The sequence below is a fragment of the Aquabacterium soli genome (genome assembly GCF_003933735.1).
GTDB classification, from domain to species: domain Bacteria; phylum Pseudomonadota; class Gammaproteobacteria; order Burkholderiales; family Burkholderiaceae_C; genus Aquabacterium; species Aquabacterium soli.
Genome location: NZ_RSED01000062.1, coordinates 1 through 857, shown reverse-complemented (window position 1 = coordinate 857; position 857 = coordinate 1). Strand labels below are relative to the sequence as shown.

Annotated in this window: 2 protein-coding genes; both read right to left on the bottom strand. The window is 66.2% G+C overall.

The genetic code is table 11. The features are described 5' to 3' along the window. Positions 1–133 precede the first annotated feature (133 nt). A complete protein-coding gene (locus tag EIP75_RS23800; protein ID WP_125245668.1) occupies positions 134–370 on the bottom strand; it encodes a Fis family transcriptional regulator in 237 nt (78 codons plus the stop codon). A 6-nt stretch (positions 371–376) separates the two neighbouring features. Further along, positions 377–857: tRNA-dihydrouridine synthase (locus EIP75_RS23795; protein WP_199758691.1), on the bottom strand; the 481-nt coding region annotated here is incomplete at its 5' end.

Here is an 857-nt window from a genome sequence, read left to right as displayed (position 1 = left end):
CGGTGGACAGCAGGCGCACGCCTTGTGCGTGCAGGGCCTGGGCGAATTCAACGATGCCGGTCTTGTCGGACACGGACAGCAGGGCGGTCAGGGACATGGAAAGGGCTTCCTTGGCGAGATTGAAAGGCGGGGATTACTTGATGAGCTTGTGGTCCAGCAGCTTGCGCCGCAGGGTGTTGCGGTTGATGCCGAGCCAGTCGGCCGCCTTGGACTGGTTGCCCTCGGCCTGCTGCATAACCACCTCCAGCATGGGGCGCTCGACGGCGGCCAGCACCATGTCGTAGATGGCGTGCGGCTCGGCGCCGCGCAGATCCTGGAAATAGCCCTCCAGGTTGTCCTTGATGCAGTCTTGGATGTTCTTCTTGCTCATATGGGATCAGTTCACGTGGCAGGCGGCCGTGTGGGCGTTCTGCGCTTGTTCTTCATCGTCCAGGCCGGTGCCGCCGTCTCGCGGCGCCGGCAGGCGGTCGTGCTCGGCCGCCAGCTGGTCGAAAAATTGGCCGACGGCCCGCACCTGGTCGGTGCTGGTGTCCAGCAGGTTCATGTGTGCGCGGAAGTCTTCCCCCCCGGGCAGGGCGCGCACGGCCCAGCCGATGTGCTTGCGTGCGGTGCGCACGCCGGCGAATTCGCCATACAGGCCGTAGTGGTCCTCAAGGTGTTCGAGCAGCCACTGCTTCACCTGCCAGGTCAGCGGCGCGGCGCGGTGCTCGCCCGTGGCCAGGAAGTGGGCGATGTCGCCAAAGATCCAGGGGCGGCCCTGCGCGGCACGGCCTACCATCACGGCATCCGCGCCGGTGAAGGCCAGCACGTCACGTGCTTTTTCCGGGCTGGTGATGTCGCCATTGGCCACCACCGGG

Coding starts and splice junctions, on each gene's coding strand:
- EIP75_RS23800 (WP_125245668.1), bottom strand. CDS start 370: ATGAGCAAGAAGAACATCCAAGACTGCATCAAGGACAACCTGGAGGGC.